Consider the following 14,229-nt stretch of genomic DNA (forward strand, 5'->3'; position numbering starts at 1 on the left):
CTCAGCCGGAGAGGGTAACAGGCAGCGTTCCAGCAACCCCGGCAAGCACAGCGCGAACCGGGGCAACCTGACATCATTTGAAGGTGATATCGATTATGAGCGCCGAGGCACACCAGGAGATCCTTCGCACCGAAGGACTCAGTAAATTCTTCCCCGGCGTTAAGGCGCTGGATAACGTCAACTTTAGCCTGCGGCGCGGCGAAATCATGGCCCTGTTGGGCGAAAACGGCGCCGGGAAATCGACGCTGATCAAAGCGCTTACCGGCGTTTACCATGCCGATCGCGGCACTATCTGGCTGGAAGGCCAGGCCATTTCCCCGAAAAATACCGCCCATGCCCAGCAGCTGGGGATCGGCACTGTCTACCAGGAAGTGAACCTGCTGCCCAATATGTCGGTGGCGGATAACCTGTTCATCGGCCGTGAGCCGCGGCGGTTTGGCCTGCTGCGGCGGAAAGAGATGGAGGCCAGGGCGACGGCGCTGATGGCCTCCTACGGCTTTTCCCTCGATGTGCGCGAGCCGCTGAACCGCTTTTCAGTGGCGATGCAGCAGATCGTCGCTATCTGCCGGGCCATCGACCTGTCGGCCAAAGTGCTGATCCTCGACGAGCCCACCGCCAGCCTCGATACCCAGGAGGTGGAGATGCTGTTTACCCTGATGCGCCAGCTCAGGGATAACGGCGTCAGCCTGATCTTCGTCACCCATTTTCTCGACCAGGTCTATGCGGTCAGCGACCGCATTACCGTGCTGCGCAACGGCAGCTTCGTCGGCTGCCGCGAGACCCGCGAGCTGCCGCAGATTGAGCTGGTGAAAATGATGCTGGGCCGCGAACTGGACCACAACGCCCTGCAGCGGGCGGGCCGAACCCTGCTGAGCGATAAGCCGGTGGCGGCATTTGAAGGCTACGGTAAAAAAGGCACCATCGCCCCGTTCGACCTGCAGGTGCGTCCGGGCGAAATCGTTGGCCTCGCCGGCCTGTTGGGTTCCGGCCGCACGGAAACCGCCGAGGTGATCTTCGGTATTAAAACGGCGGACAGCGGGAAGGCGTGGATCAAAGGCAAACCGCAAACCCTGCGTTCTCCGCATCAGGCCTCCTGCCTCGGGATCGGCTTCTGTCCGGAGGATCGCAAAACCGACGGCATTATCGCCGCCGCCTCGGTGCGGGAAAATATCGTCCTCGCCCTGCAGGCGCAGCGCGGCTGGCTGCGGCCGATACCCCGGCGCGAACAGAACGAGATCGCCGAGCGCTTTATTCGCCAGCTGGGGATCCGCACCCCCAGCGCGGAGCAGCCGATCGAGTTTCTCTCCGGCGGCAACCAGCAGAAGGTGCTGCTTTCCCGCTGGCTGCTGACCAAACCGCAGTTCCTGATCCTCGATGAGCCGACCCGCGGCATCGACGTCGGCGCCCATGCGGAAATCATTCGCCTGATTGAAACCCTCTGCGCCGATGGCCTCGCGCTGCTGGTCATCTCCTCTGAACTGGAGGAGCTGGTGGGTTACGCCGATCGGGTCATTATCATGCGCGATCGCCGGCAGGTGGCCGAGATCCCGCTCGCCGAGCTCTCTGTACCGGCGATCATGAACGCAATTGCGGCATAAGGAGTAACCCATGATGCCTCGATCTCTTTCGCAAACCGGCCCGGAGAAGCGACGCTTCACCTGGCCGAAGGGCACCCCGCAGATCATTGCCCTGCTGCTGGTTCTGCTGGTCGACAGCCTGGTGGCGCCCCATTTTTATCAGGTAGTGCTCCAGGATGGCCGCCTGTTTGGCAGCCCAATCGATATTCTCAACCGCGCCGCCCCGGTGGCGCTGCTGGCCATCGGCATGACGCTGGTGATCGCCACCGGCGGCATCGACCTGTCGGTGGGGGCGGTGATGGCGATAGCCGGCGCGACGGCCGCCTCGATGACCGTCGCCGGTCACAGCCTGCCGGTGGTGCTGCTGGCCTCGCTGGCGGCGGGCGCGCTGGCCGGGCTATGGAACGGCATTCTCGTGGCGGTCCTTAAGATCCAGCCCTTTGTGGCGACGCTGATCCTGATGGTGGCCGGACGCGGGGTGGCGCAGTTGATCACCGCCGGGCAGATCGTCACCTTTGATTCCCCGGCGCTGGCGTGGCTCGGCAGCGGATCGTTCCTCCTGTTTCCGACGCCGGTGATCATCGCCGCCGCGACCCTGCTGCTGTTCTGGCTGTTTACCCGCAAAACGGCGCTGGGCATGTTTATCGAAGCGGTAGGGATCAATATCCGCGCGGCGAAAAACGCCGGCGTCAATACCCGCATCGTGGTGATGCTGGCCTATGTCCTGAGCGGCGTCTGCGCGGCGATCGCCGGGATCATCGTGGCGGCGGACATTCGCGGCGCGGATGCCAATAACGCCGGGCTATGGCTTGAGCTGGACGCCATTCTGGCGGTGGTCATCGGCGGCGCTTCGCTGATGGGCGGGCGCTTCAACCTGCTGCTGTCGGTGGTGGGGGCGCTGATTATCCAGGGAATGAACACCGGGATTTTGCTCTCCGGCTTCCCGCCGGAGCTCAACCAGGTGGTGAAAGCGGTGGTGGTGCTGTGCGTACTGATTGTCCAGTCGCCGCGCTTTATCGGTTTACTGAAAGGGGTACGCGGCCATGATAAAACGTAATTTACCGTTGATGATCACCCTCGCGGTGTTTGTGCTGGGCTATCTCTACTGCCTGACGCAATTCCCCGGCTTTGCCTCGACGCGGGTGATCTGCAATATCCTGACGGATAACGCCTTCCTCGGGATCATCGCCGTGGGCATGACCTTCGTGATCCTCTCCGGCGGGATCGATCTGTCTGTCGGGTCGGTGATCGCCTTTACCGGCGTCTTTCTCGCCAAAGCGATTGGCTTTTGGGGAATATCACCGCTGGTGGCGTTTCCGCTGGTGCTGGTGATGGGCTGCGCCTTCGGCGCGTTTATGGGGCTGCTGATTGACGCCCTGAAGATCCCGGCCTTTATCATCACCCTCGCCGGCATGTTCTTCCTGCGCGGCGTGAGCTATCTGGTGTCAGAGGAGTCGATTCCAATTAACCACCCGGTGTACGACACCCTGTCCGGGCTGGCATGGACTATTCCCGGCGGCGGACGCCTCAGCGCCATGGGGCTGCTGATGCTGCTGGTGGTGGTGGCCGGTATTTTTGTCGCCCACCGCACCCGCTTCGGCAACCAGGTGTATGCCATTGGCGGCAACGCGACGTCGGCGAATTTAATGGGGATTTCCACCCGCAGCGCCACGATCCGTATCTATATGCTTTCCACCGGGCTGGCGACGCTGGCCGGGATCGTCTTTTCCATTTATACCCAGGCGGGCTATGCGCTGGCGGGCGTCGGCGTAGAGCTGGACGCCATTGCCTCGGTGGTGATCGGCGGCACGCTGCTCAGCGGCGGCGTCGGCACTGTGCTGGGAACCCTGTTCGGGGTGGCGATCCAGGGGCTGATTCAGACCTATATCAACTTCGACGGCACCCTCAGCTCATGGTGGACCAAAATCGCCATCGGCATTTTGCTGTTTATCTTTATCGCGCTGCAGCGTGGGCTGACCGTGCTGTGGGAAAACCGGCAGAATGCGGCGGTCACGCGGGTGAGCGGGGCGGGGAGTCGCTAAGAGAGAGGCTCCTCCCGCAGGCGCGGGAGGAGCGGGCAGGGCGCTTAGGCGTCCGGGAACGACTTAATAAAGTTCTCGACGTCTTCCACCATGTGGTTGTTGCCGACGAAGAAGGAGCGGCGCTGGTGCAGGCTTTCCGGAACAATATCCAGAATACGCTCTTTACCATCGCTGGCCTTACCGCCCGCCTGTTCGGCGAGGAAGGCCATCGGGTTGCATTCATACAGCAGGCGCAGCTTGCCGTCCGGGTGGCTGGCGGTGCTTGGATAGAGGTAGATGCCGCCTTTCAGCAGGTTGCGGTGGAAGTCCGCCACCAGCGAGCCGATATAGCGTGAGGTATAAGGACGCTGCGTCGCTTTGTCCTCTTCCTGGCAGTACTTAATGTACTTCTTCACGCCCTGCGGGAATTTGATGTAGTTGCCTTCGTTAATGGAGTAGGTATTGCCCTTCTCCGGGAAGCGCATGCGCTCCTGGCACAGACAGAAGACGCCGAGGGACGGGTCGTAGGTGAAGGCGTGGACGCCGCAGCCGGTGGTATACACCAGCATCGTCGAGGAACCGTAAACCACATAGCCGGCGGCGACCTGGCGGTTACCCGGCTGCAGGAAGTCTTCTTCTGTCACCGGCGTGCCAACAGGCGTCACGCGGCGGTAGATAGAGAAGATCGTACCAACAGAGACGTTAACGTCGATGTTAGAGGAGCCATCCAGAGGGTCCATCAGCACCACGTATTTGGCGTGTTCACACCCTTCGAAGACGACAATCTCATCTTCTTCTTCAGAGGCGATCCCGGCAACAATATCGCGTGCTCGCAGTGCGGCTTTTAATTTTTCATTCGCGAACAGATCGAGTTTTTGCTGCACCTCGCCCTGAACGTTTTCAGCACCGCTGGCACCCAGGATATCGACCAGACCGGCCTTGTTGATATCGCGGTGGATGATCTTGGCGCCCAACTTTATTGCTGACAACAAAGCAGTCAGCTCACCGGTGGCGTGGGAGAACTCGTGCTGCTTTTCAACAATAAACTCACCTAACGTTTTCATAACTCGTTCCCTGCATTTTTATGTTGAGTAAAACGAACGCAACAATCTTAACAAAGAATCAAAAAAGTGCGCACTAGTGAATCGCGCCAGCAAAATACAGATTCGCCTGAAATGCATTTCGCCAGGGCCCGGGATATGGGTAAAATGTGCCCCGGATAAGAGAAGGAAATGACGAATGCGCATTCATATTTTAGGAATCTGTGGCACGTTTATGGGGGGCCTGGCCATGCTGGCGCGCTCCCTCGGTCATGAGGTAACGGGGTCGGATGCTAACGTCTATCCGCCGATGAGCACCCTGCTGGAAAACCAGGGGATTGATTTAATTCAGGGCTATGACCCCAGCCAGCTGGAGCCCCGGCCGGATCTGGTGATCATCGGTAACGCCATGACTCGCGGCAACCCGTGCGTTGAAGCGGTGCTGGAAAACAATATTCCCTATATGTCCGGCCCGCAGTGGCTGCACGACTTCGTGCTGCGCGATCGCTGGGTGCTGGCCGTCGCCGGGACCCACGGCAAAACCACCACCGCCGGCATGGCGACCTGGATCCTTGAAGCCTGCGGTTACCAGCCGGGCTTCGTGATCGGCGGCGTGCCGGGCAATTTTGACGTCTCTGCGCGCCTGGGCGACAGCCCGTTCTTCGTCATTGAAGCGGATGAATACGACTGCGCCTTCTTCGACAAGCGCTCCAAATTTGTTCACTACTGCCCGCGGACGCTGATCCTCAACAACCTTGAGTTCGACCACGCGGATATCTTTGACGACCTGAAGGCGATTCAGAAGCAGTTCCACCATCTGGTGCGCATCGTGCCGGGCAAAGGCAAAATTATCCTGCCGGAGAACGACATCAACCTGAAGCAGGTGATGGCGATGGGTTGCTGGAGCGAGCAGGAGCTGGTGGGCGAGCAGGGCCACTGGCAGGCGAGGAAGCTGAACGCTGACGCCTCGCAGTGGGAAGTGCTGTTCGACGGTGAAAAGGTCGGCGAGGTGAAGTGGGCGCTGGTCGGCGAGCATAATATGCATAACGGCCTGATGGCCATTGCCGCGGCGCGTCACGTCGGGGTACTGCCGGCGGATGCCGCGAACGCGCTGGGCAGCTTTATCAACGCCCGCCGTCGCCTGGAGCTGCGCGGCGAAGCCAACGGCGTCACCGTGTATGACGATTTCGCTCATCATCCGACGGCCATCCTCGCTACGCTGCAGGCGCTGCGCGGCAAAGTGGGCGGCACCGCGCGCATTCTCGCCGTGCTGGAGCCGCGCTCTAACACCATGAAAATGGGCGTCTGCAAAGACGATCTGGCGCCGTCTCTTGGCCGCGCCGATGAGGTGTTCCTCCTGCAGCCGCAGCATATCCCGTGGCAGGTGGCGGAAGTGGCGGAAGCCTGCGTCCAGCCGGCTCACTGGAGCGCCGACGTCGATACCCTGGCGGAGATGGTGGTCAAAACCGCCCATCCTGGCGACCATATCCTGGTGATGAGCAACGGCGGCTTCGGCGGCATTCATCAAAAGCTGCTGGATAAACTGGCGCAAAAAGCGGCCGCGACAGAGTAACGTCCCGCCTCCGGTCACTGCCCTCCGCGTGAGGGCAGTTTTGTTTTTACCAACAGGGATGGTGTGATGCTGACCCGCGAAAGCGTACTTTCTACCGACTCGCCCCATTTCGCCATGCTGGACGCGCTCTACGCGCGCGCCTTTCCGTGGCACGAGCAGCGCGAAAGCGAGGCCAAACGTCAGGCGCTGAGCAACGCGCACTACGCGCTGGAGGCGTGGTTCGATGAGGACGTATTTATCGGCCTCAGCGGCTGCTGGCAGTTTGCCGGCTACTGTTATGTCGAACATTTGGCGATCGACGATACGCTGCGCTCCCGCGGCTATGGTAAACAGCTGCTGGCGCAGATCCTGACGCGCGCGCCGCTGACCATTCTGGAAATCGATCCGCTGAGCAGCGAGATCGCCCATAAACGGCTGCGCTTTTATCAGTCGATGGGATTCCACGCTAACCCCTGGGCGCATCGTCATCCGACCTATCATCAGGGCATCGCGGATCATGAACTGCTGGTGCTGAGCTACCCGCAGCCGATCGATGAGCGACAGTATCAGCAGTTTGCCCGGGATCTCGGGCGCGAGGTGATGGGGCGGGCGTAGCCCGGCGCGGCGTACCGCTCCGGGCGTTCGGCTGGGGTATTTTTACTCTTTGGCGATCGGCGTGTCGTTCTCCGCCACTTTATTGTCGCCCTGAATCTGCGCGATTTTCTGCTCGACGGCGGCCACCTGGGCACTGTCATGCAGCAGGGTGTAGGTCAGATCAAACTGCGCGCTGGCGCCCGGCTGCAGCTGTTTTACGCGTTTTTGCTCGCGTTCAATGGTCACCGGATAGGCGTAGCTGGTCCCCGGCTCGATACCGGTGACATAGCCCTGTTTGACGGTGTCGGTGTTTTTCCACAGCGTCAGGACCGGCAGCTGGCGGGTGTCGAACTGAATGGAAGCTCCTTTATCGCCCGCTTTGTTGACCACGGCGGCCAGCGTCTGGTGATTTTCATCGGCCAGCGGCTGAATATTAAACACCATCTCGTCAAAGTCTTTGGTCGGCCCCTGATAGGTTTGCCAGGTTTTTAATCCGCTCTTAGCGTAATCATTGAACGGGCTGATGCTGGACATCGGGGCGAGGAAACGCGCGCCTTCTTCCAGGATCGGGGTGCCGAAGTTGCTATGGTAGATGATCTGGTAATCATGCGGATAGTCGGCGTGATTGGTTAAGACATCGTGCAGGCTGAAGCTGTTGCTGCCCGGGATATAGCGCAGCTCGGTCATGGTTTGCAGATCGGCTTTTTTGAAGGTGCTCTCTTTCACCAGCCCGCGGACGCGAATTTCATACGGCGCGCTGTCGGCCACCTCTACCTCCACCAGAGAGGCCGGCGTGTTGCCTGCCTTGCCGTGCAGGGTATAAATTTGCCCGTCCGCGGTCACCGGATGGCCGGTCCACTCATAGCCGCAGCGGACCATCATTTCGTTGAACCCTTCCAGCCAGCCGAGCCCGTTGCGACTCTCCAGGTTGATAAACGCCGGGTTAACAACCTCTTTGACCGGCGAATCCCAACCCATCCGGCTGCCGAAGCCTTCCACTCGCAGCAAGTTCATGCCGCGCGTCGGGCTGAGGGTGATGGTCAGGCCGTCTTTACTGCGAATGGTGAGGATTTTGCTGCCTTCCTGCTTGCCGCCGTGCAGGACTTTCTGCTCAATGCTGAACGCATGGTCTTTCACCTTCAGCTGATCGCTGCCGATCTGCCAGTTTCCTTTATCCATGCCCTCTTCAGCATTCGTCAGCACCCATGTTTTTGCCGCGGCAGAGCCAGAAACCAGCAGAGCGATAGCCGTCAGAACCAGTGTCTTTTTCATTTTTATTCCCTTTTTGCTGAATCGATTGTGTCATTGACGTGTGAAATCTACCGGCATGGGGGTGATTAAAATGTGAAGCGCCTCACCTGGTGAGAAAGTGGCCGTTTTTAAGATGTTAAATGCGATAGTCGTCGTATTATTGTGATAAACCATGCTTAATTATCACCACAAGACGTGATCTGCATTGCTTTTAGCTTTAACGATTCAGCTTTAGAGAAGGCAATAAACGACAGTCTCGTTGTGTGGACTTGGGGGCTCAGGGGAGGCAGCGGGGAACCCCCTGCTGACGCGATGCTTGCGTTGAAGAAGGGGGAGGTGTGCCGGATAAGGCCTGGCCGCCATCCGGCACAACGACGGGAACGCGCCGGATACAGCCTGCCTGGCGGCGCGGCGCTTGCGCGGGCCTACAGAGTCGAGCAACTGTTTGATAACTCAGGTTCAGCAGCCTTCCGTAGGCCGGATAAGGCGTAGCCGCCATCCGGCACAACGACGGGAACGGCGTTGGATACAGCCTGCCCGGCGGCGCGGCGCTTGCGCGGGCCTGCGGAGTTGAGCAACTGTTTGATAACTCAGGTTCAGCAGCCTTCCGTAGGCCGGATAAGGCGTAGCCGCCATCCGGCACAACGACGGGAACGGCGTAGGATACAGCCTGCCCGGCGGCGCGGCGCGGCGCTTGCGCGGGCCTGCGGAGTTGAACAACTGTTTGATAACTCAGGTTCAGCAGCCTTCCGTAGGCCGGATAAGGCCTGGCCGCCATCCGGCACAACAACGGGAATAGCGTAGGATACAGCCTGCCCGGCGGCGCGGCGCTTGCGCGGGCCTACAGAGTCGAGCAACTGTTTGATAACTCAGGTTCAGCAGCCTTCCGTAGGCCGGATAAGGCGTAGCCGCCACCAGACAAAGCGGAGTAGCCCGGATAAGGCGCAGCGCGCCGCCATCCGGGTGACTTGTGCGGCAAAAGCGGCGGGAATTAGCCTTCGTTTTCCGCCAGTTCGCGCAGATACTGGAAGATCAGGCGCGCGGATTTCGGCGGTTTGTTGCCTTCTTTCTCTTTCTTCGCATTGCGGATCAGGGAACGCAGCTGCTGACGGTCAGCATCTGGCCACAGGTTCAGCACTTCAGCTACGGCGTCATCCCCGTCGTCAATCAGTCGGTCACGGATCTGCTCCAGCTTGTGGAACAGCGCAACCTGCTGGTTGTGGCGGTTTTTCAGCTTATCCAGCGCCTGACGAATCGGATCGACATCGCGATTGCGCAGCATCTTACCGATAAGCTGCAGCTGGCGGCGGCGACCCTCTTTTTTGATTCGCTGGGCGAGTTCGATGGCGTCGCGCAGGTCAGTATCCAGCGGAATTTTATCCAGCGCGTTTTTCCCCAGGTCAACGAGTTCCGCGCCAAGACGCTTCAGTTCTTCCGCGTCGCGCTTAATTTCACTCTTACTGACCCAGATAATTTCATCGTCTTCATCCTCGATATCATCACCGGGAACGTCGTCGAGCCAGTCTTCGGGCTGCTTTGTCATCTCAGGCTCCTTAAAAAAAGAGGCTAATGTTACCAGTTAAGGCGCGCACTGAAAAACGGTTCTCTGTTAGACTTCAGTTAACTCCTTCTTACATTATGGCATTAGCAATGAAAGTGATCTCTCAAGTTGCCCAGCAACGTAAGACGCTGGAAGAGGCCGTGACCACGGCGCTGGAACTGGCGGCAGGTAAATCCGATGGCGCGGAAGTCTCCGTCAGCAAGACGACGGGCATCGGCGTCAGCACCCGCTATGGCGAAGTGGAGAATGTAGAATTCAATAGCGATGGGGCGTTAGGCATCACGGTTTACCACCAGAACCGCAAGGGCAGCGCCTCTTCCACCGATCTCAGCCCGGACGCCATCGCCCGCACCGTGCAGGCGGCGCTGGATATCGCCCGCTACACCTCCCCGGATCCCTTCGCCGGCGTGGCGGATAAAGAGCTGCTGGCCTTTGACGCCCCGGATCTGGACCTGTTCCACCCGGCGGAGGTCTCCCCGGATGAGGCCATCGAACTGGCCGCCCGCGCAGAGCAAGCGGCGCTGAAGGCCGATAAACGCATCACCAACACCGAAGGCGGCAGCTTTAACAGCCACTACGGCATCAAAGTGTTCGGCAACAGCCATGGCATGCTGCAGAGCTACTGTTCGACTCGCCACTCCCTTTCCAGCTGCGTGATCGCGGAAGATGACGGCGACATGGAACGCGACTACGCCTATACCATTGGCCGGGCGATCGAGGATCTGCAGTCCCCGGAATGGGTCGGGGAAGAGTGCGCCCGCCGCACCCTGTCGCGCCTCGCGCCGCGTAAGCTGTCGACCATGAAGGCGCCGGTGATTTTCGCCAATGAAGTGGCGACCGGGCTGTTTGGCCACCTGGTCGGAGCGATTGCCGGTGGTTCGGTATACCGCAAATCCACCTTCCTGCTCGATTCGCTGGGCAAACAAATTTTGCCGGAGTGGCTGACCATTGAAGAGCATCCGCACCTGCGTAAAGGACTGGCCTCCACGCCGTTCGACAGCGAAGGCGTGCGCACTGAGCGTCGCGATATCGTCAAAGACGGCGTGCTGACCCAGTGGCTGCTGACCAACTACTCCGCCCGCAAGCTGGGGATGAAAAGCACCGGCCACGCCGGCGGCATCCATAACTGGCGCATCAACGGCCGCGGCCTGAGTTTTGCAAAGATGCTTAAAGAGATGGGCACCGGTCTTGTGGTTACCGAACTGATGGGGCAGGGTGTCAGTGGCGTCACTGGCGACTACTCACGCGGCGCATCCGGCTTCTGGGTAGAAAATGGCGAAATTCAATATCCTGTCAGTGAGATCACCATTGCAGGAAATCTGAAAGAAATGTGGCGTAATATCGTGACCATCGGCGATGATATTGAAACGCGCAGCAACATTCAGTGCGGTTCTGTGCTGCTGCCGGAGATGAAAATCGCCGGGCAATAACACCTGTTTGCTTAAATAATAAAAAGGAAGTGAGCAATGCGTAAAAAACTGTTAGCGATGCTGGCTGTCTCTGCTTTTGCGCTCGGTTCAGCCTCGGCCTTCGCCGACCTGGGCGAAGACATGGACACTCTGGCAGAAAATCTGCAAGTGGTACAGAAAACCTCCGACGCCGGCGAACTGAAAGCGGCGCTGAATAAGATGCGTACCGCCGCGGTTGATGCCCAGAAAGAGACGCCGCCGAAGCTGGAAGGCAAAGCGGCCGACAGCGCTGAGATGAAAGATTACCGTCACGGTCTGGATATTCTGATCGGCCAGATCGACGGCGCGCTGAAGCTGGCGAATGAAGGCAAGGTGAAAGAGGCGCAGGCCGCCGCGGAGGAGTTTAAAACCACCCGCAACACCTACCATAAGAAGTACCGCTAACTGCCGTTTTCGGGAGGCATCAGCCGATGTCTCCCGCCTGAAAGCCTACCGATATCACACTTTTCGATCTCTTTTTCCGGCCTTTCCGCAGCCGCGGGCTGCACATTCACGCGCATTGTTGTGATACGTCTCACGCCATAATTGCTGTTTTTTCATTTTTCCAGTGAATGTGTGGGGTCGATCACGCCTGCCGTCTCCCTTTCCACTTCGAAGTGGAAAACAACTCGCTACAAACTCCCATCCCCCGGCGCTACTTTGATTCCCAGAGACATCAGCGGGGTATCAGAAGTGAATAACGGAGCGGTAATACACGACGTAGGGGAGCAGGCAGCGCAGACCGAACGCCTGGCTGACAAGATGCTGCAGCAGGTTTTTGCCCTGTTAAGCCGTCACGGCATCGTCCCTAACGACGTTCAGGAGCAAATGCTGACCTCCCACGTGCGGGCGATGGCCCACCGGTCAATCAGCGGGGAACCGCTGCCGGAAGTGGATGCCAGCCTGTTCGAAGAGATTTCACCAGATTCAATGACGTTGGCCCGCGAAGTGGTCGCGCAGTTCGGCAACCTGCCTGATGAAGAGGCCTGGCTGCTCTCCGTCCATTTCGAAGTCGCAAAAGAAAACCTGTAAGGAGCAAAACATGGAACAAATCACCGTAGTTATTGGCGACCGTCTGGGTAAAGGCCAAAAAGTCGCCGCAGGCGCAGAGAAAGCCGGCGCACGTGCAGTGGTCGTCCCTGGCGTTGCTGCCGACATGAAGCTTGGCGACATGATGAAAGCGGAAAACGCCACCTTCGGCATCTCCTTCTGCGGCAGCGGCGGCGCCGGCGCCATCACCGCCCAGACCAAACACGGCTACAAAGCGAAATACGGCATGCGTTCCGTGGAAGAGGGCGTCACCGCCATCAACGAAGGCTGCAACGTGCTGGGCTTCGGCTTTATGGATAAAGAAGAGCTGGGCGAGCGGCTGGTAGAGGCCTGGAAAAAGAAATACGGCGCATAAGTATGAAAGAGCAATTCACCACCACGGTGAGGGTTGCCGGCAAAGGCGAAAGCAAATCACGGGCCTTCGCCGATGCCCTGAACCATGTGCAGGCTGCGGTGATGAAAACGTCATCGCACATTCTGCTGCGTATTGAGCCACAGGACGTGACGGTTGTTCATGCGCGCGAAGCGGTACGAAAAGAGGCCTTCCTGTTTTTCTTTTTGCGCCGTGAACGACGGACCTACAGCGTGGAGCTGGACGTCACCGTCAACGTGACCGCCATCGATCTCGATAAAGTGGATTTCGTCACGCAAACCTGATTGTTAGCAAAGGGTCTGACTATGTTCCTGATAATATTAATAAAATCGCTTATCATCGGCGGCCTGGTCGGCGTCGGCGTGGGCGCCGGAGCGGCACGCATGTTTCATGCCCCTACCACCCAGGGGATGGGGGCGTTTCGAACCCTGGGCGAGCTGAACTCCTGTGAGGGCGATCCGGCTTCCCACTTCTCCTTTGGCCTCGGTTTCTTCTTTAACGCCTGGGCCTCTTCCGTTGCAGCAGGCTCCTTCACCCAGGATGTTGACCACCGCATTATCCCCAACTGGGGCGCGGCGGCGCTGATGCTGAAAAATCGTAACGTCGGCGAAACGCTGCACGATCCGAAAAAAATGGCCATCTCCTGCGGCATCATCGGCATGATCGTCGTCGCCTTCCTTAACCTCACCGCCTCGTCCGTACCGGAAGCGCTGCAGGTGACCGCGGTTAAGGTACTGGTCCCGGCGGCAAACCTGCTGGTGAACACCGTGATGCCGGTGATCTTCTGGCTGGCGGCGATCGACGCCGGTAAAAAATCAGGCTTCTGGGCGACCATCTTCGGCGGCGCGGCGCAGCTGATTATGGGCAACGCCGTACCGGGGCTGGTGCTGGGCATCCTGATCGGCAAAGGCGTTGAAGAGAGCGGCTGGAACCGGGTCACCAAAGTGATGATGGTGGCCATTGTCGCCCTGTTCGTCCTCAGCGGCTTCTTCCGCGGCTTCGACATGAAGATGATCGAATCCTTCCATCTGACCGTGCCGAACTGGCTGGACATGATCCACAACTCACTCAGCGGCAAGTAACGGGAGCCTGATAATGGAACAGAATAAAGGTTTTTGGTATGCCGACTGGTCGTTCCCGATCTTCGTTGGCCTGCTCTCCTCCGGCGTCTTCGCCGGGACCCACATGTACTACCTGTACGGCATCGGCGCCTTTAACGAAGTCGCCTTCGTGGCGATGCTGAAGTCGGGGATTGATACCGGCGTTTACGGCGCGGTGGCGGCGTTTGGCGCCAGCTTCCTGTTCGCCCGCATCATCGAAGGGTCGCTGGTGGGGATCCTCGATATCGGCGGCGCTATTCAGACCGGGATCGGTCTTGGCGTCCCGGCGCTGCTGCTCGGCGCGGGCTTTGTCTTCCCGGTGGCGAACTTCGCCGCCTCGCTGGCAACCGGCCTGATCCTCGGCCTGGCGGTGGGCTATATCATCATTCTGGCGCGTAAGTTCACCATCAACCAGAGCGACTCCACCTACGGCGCCGACGTGATGATGGGGGCCGGTAATGCCTCCGGCCGCTTCCTCGGCCCCTTGATCATCCTCAGCGCAATGACCGCCTCGATTCCTATCGGGATCGGCTCGCTGGTTGGCGCCCTGCTGTTCTACATCTGGCAGAAACCGATCACCGGCGGCGCCATCCTCGGCGCGATGATCCTCGGCTCCATTTTCCCGGTGGCGATTAGCTAATCGCCCGATGGCGCGGCGCTTA

The 14,229-nt window shown here is 59.3% G+C and carries 15 protein-coding genes; 12 read left to right on the plus strand and 3 right to left on the minus strand.

Annotation, left to right across the window (positions count from 1 at the left end; all coding sequences use genetic code 11):
- Positions 1–95 precede the first annotated feature (95 nt).
- The 3 genes from ytfR to yjfF are packed head-to-tail and all read left to right on the plus strand — an operon-like array spanning position 96 to position 3,619.
- Complete coding sequence (gene ytfR, locus ACLH1U_RS19450) at positions 96–1,598, plus strand: galactofuranose ABC transporter, ATP-binding protein YtfR (RefSeq protein ID WP_008807146.1); 1,503 nt, start codon at positions 96–98, stop codon at positions 1,596–1,598.
- Positions 1,599–1,608: 10 nt separating this feature from the next.
- Positions 1,609–2,634 (plus strand): galactofuranose ABC transporter, ATP-binding protein YtfT, encoded by a 1,026-nt coding sequence (gene ytfT / locus ACLH1U_RS19455; protein WP_023291747.1) that lies wholly within the window; start codon positions 1,609–1,611, stop codon positions 2,632–2,634.
- Positions 2,621–3,619 (plus strand): galactofuranose ABC transporter, permease protein YjfF, encoded by a 999-nt coding sequence (gene yjfF, locus ACLH1U_RS19460; RefSeq protein WP_002886825.1) that lies wholly within the window; start codon positions 2,621–2,623, stop codon positions 3,617–3,619. Before ytfT ends, yjfF begins: the two co-directional genes overlap by 14 nt.
- A 44-nt stretch (positions 3,620–3,663) precedes the next feature.
- Here yjfF and fbp read toward each other — a convergent pair whose 3' ends face one another.
- Positions 3,664–4,662, minus strand: a complete 999-nt coding sequence (fbp, locus tag ACLH1U_RS19465; RefSeq protein WP_065882706.1) for a class 1 fructose-bisphosphatase — start codon at positions 4,660–4,662, stop codon at positions 3,664–3,666.
- 175 nt (positions 4,663–4,837) lie between these two features.
- Between fbp and mpl the strand changes: the two genes are divergently transcribed.
- Together mpl and ACLH1U_RS19475 are read left to right on the plus strand one after the other, a co-directional pair.
- Positions 4,838–6,211 (plus strand): UDP-N-acetylmuramate:L-alanyl-gamma-D-glutamyl-meso-diaminopimelate ligase, encoded by a 1,374-nt coding sequence (gene mpl, locus ACLH1U_RS19470; protein ID WP_044525197.1) that lies wholly within the window; start codon positions 4,838–4,840, stop codon positions 6,209–6,211.
- 66 nt (positions 6,212–6,277) lie between these two features.
- Positions 6,278–6,805 carry a GNAT family N-acetyltransferase gene (locus ACLH1U_RS19475; RefSeq protein WP_023291749.1) on the plus strand — a complete coding sequence of 176 codons (528 nt, stop codon included), beginning with the start codon at positions 6,278–6,280 and terminating at the stop codon, positions 6,803–6,805.
- A 42-nt stretch (positions 6,806–6,847) separates the two neighbouring features.
- On the opposite strand, the gene ACLH1U_RS19480 is transcribed toward ACLH1U_RS19475, so the two are convergent.
- Positions 6,848–8,056: an aldose 1-epimerase family protein gene (locus tag ACLH1U_RS19480; protein WP_023291750.1), complete on the minus strand. Its 1,209-nt coding sequence runs from the start codon at positions 8,054–8,056 to the stop codon at positions 6,848–6,850.
- 970 nt (positions 8,057–9,026) lie between these two features.
- Positions 9,027–9,578, minus strand: coding sequence for a ribosome biogenesis factor YjgA (gene yjgA, locus ACLH1U_RS19485; protein ID WP_004206498.1), 552 nt, complete (start codon positions 9,576–9,578; stop codon positions 9,027–9,029).
- 95 nt (positions 9,579–9,673) lie between these two features.
- Between yjgA and pmbA the strand changes: the two genes are divergently transcribed.
- The 7 genes from pmbA to ACLH1U_RS19520 all read left to right on the plus strand — a co-directional run bounded on the left by pmbA (position 9,674) and on the right by ACLH1U_RS19520 (position 14,207).
- On the plus strand, positions 9,674–11,026 hold the full coding sequence (pmbA, locus tag ACLH1U_RS19490; protein WP_032429082.1) for a metalloprotease PmbA: 1,353 nt from the start codon (positions 9,674–9,676) through the stop codon (positions 11,024–11,026).
- A gap of 36 nt (positions 11,027–11,062) precedes the next feature.
- Complete coding sequence (gene cybC / locus ACLH1U_RS19495; RefSeq protein WP_002886893.1) at positions 11,063–11,449, plus strand: cytochrome b562; 387 nt, start codon at positions 11,063–11,065, stop codon at positions 11,447–11,449.
- Positions 11,450–11,737: 288 nt separating this feature from the next.
- Positions 11,738–12,076, plus strand: coding sequence for a PRD domain-containing protein (locus ACLH1U_RS19500; RefSeq protein ID WP_004206500.1), 339 nt, complete (start codon positions 11,738–11,740; stop codon positions 12,074–12,076).
- A 10-nt stretch (positions 12,077–12,086) separates the two neighbouring features.
- The gene (locus tag ACLH1U_RS19505; RefSeq protein WP_032454653.1) at positions 12,087–12,449 is read left to right on the plus strand and encodes an SFCGS family glycine-rich protein; all 363 of its coding nucleotides are present in this window, start codon (positions 12,087–12,089) and stop codon (positions 12,447–12,449) included.
- Between the two features lie 2 nt (positions 12,450–12,451).
- On the plus strand, positions 12,452–12,751 hold the full coding sequence (locus ACLH1U_RS19510) for a DUF4312 family protein (protein WP_004206503.1): 300 nt from the start codon (positions 12,452–12,454) through the stop codon (positions 12,749–12,751).
- 21 nt (positions 12,752–12,772) lie between these two features.
- A complete protein-coding gene (locus ACLH1U_RS19515; protein ID WP_002886897.1) occupies positions 12,773–13,549 on the plus strand; it encodes a DUF4311 domain-containing protein in 777 nt (258 codons plus the stop codon).
- Positions 13,550–13,562: 13 nt separating this feature from the next.
- Complete coding sequence (locus ACLH1U_RS19520; protein WP_004206504.1) at positions 13,563–14,207, plus strand: DUF4310 family protein; 645 nt, start codon at positions 13,563–13,565, stop codon at positions 14,205–14,207.
- The last annotated feature ends 22 nt before the right edge of the window (positions 14,208–14,229 follow it).

This window comes from Klebsiella sp. 1SOBk5mer (assembly GCF_046603115.1).
Classification (GTDB): Bacteria; Pseudomonadota; Gammaproteobacteria; order Enterobacterales; family Enterobacteriaceae; genus Klebsiella; species Klebsiella quasipneumoniae.